The sequence below is a fragment of the Protofrankia sp. Cr1 genome (assembly GCF_963555865.1).
Classification (GTDB): Bacteria; Actinomycetota; Actinomycetes; order Frankiales; family Frankiaceae; genus Protofrankia.
Genome location: NZ_CAUVXO010000576.1, coordinates 1,954 through 2,779 on the forward strand (window position 1 = coordinate 1,954; position 826 = coordinate 2,779).

An 826-nucleotide genomic window follows, 5' to 3' on the forward strand; every position below is an offset into this window, starting at 1 on the left:
CCGGGACAGCGCGGCGAGCACTCCCGGCGCCATGTTCGCGCCACCGCTGTTGCTCTTCACCGGGCCGAGAGTGCCCAGCGCGCGGGCCAACAGCCGGGTGGTCGTTGTCTTGCCGTTGGTTCCGCTGACGCATGCCGCCAGCCGGCCGGCCGCGACCTCGGTGAGAATCTGCGGGGACACCTGGAGCGCCAGCTTGCCGCCGATCATCTCGCCTGATCCGCGTCCCAGCCGGCGGGAGGCCGAGGACGCAAGCTTCTCCACCGCGAGTGCGGCGCGGGTGCGGGTGGAGAACCGGCGTGGGGATGGTGTGGTCATCGCCTCATCAGCGTGCCACGACTCGCCTCGCCTGTTACAGCTACCCCCGTGCATGTCGACGGGGCGAGCGGCCCGGACCGACACCCGCACCGACGACCGGAAGATCATCAGATCGGGACGCCGTGCTCACGAAGCCACACCAGCGGATCCATCGGCCGTTCGCCGACGTGCACCTCGAGGTGCAGATGAGGGCCCGTTGACCGGCCTTCGTTCCCTACCAGGGCGATCTGCTGACCAGCAGCAACCGTTCCCTCTCGAATCGTGAACACCCTCATATGACCGTAAACGGTCTCGACGCCGTCCCCGTGCTGAAGCACGATTTCGTTTCCAAAACCGGATGCCGGCCCGGCGTAGAGGACATACCCGGCAGCCGCGGCCATGATGGGACCACCCAGCGGCGCGGCGATGTCAAGCCCGAGGTGACGCCCGGAGCCGGCCGTGGGGTTGAAGCCGCGCGAAATCATCCCGATCGTCGGTATCACCCAGCCCGACCCCCCCACCGGACCGCGTG

General features: G+C 68.5%; 1 protein-coding gene and 1 pseudogene. Both read right to left on the reverse strand.

Translation table 11 applies throughout. The features are described 5' to 3' along the window. A pseudogene (locus tag U9980_RS26060) lies at nucleotides 1-315 on the reverse strand (DUF1727 domain-containing protein); the annotation flags it as partial. 107 nt (nucleotides 316-422) lie between these two features. Beyond that, nucleotides 423-826: M23 family metallopeptidase (locus U9980_RS26065; RefSeq protein WP_322770350.1), on the reverse strand; the 404-nt coding region annotated here is incomplete at its 5' end.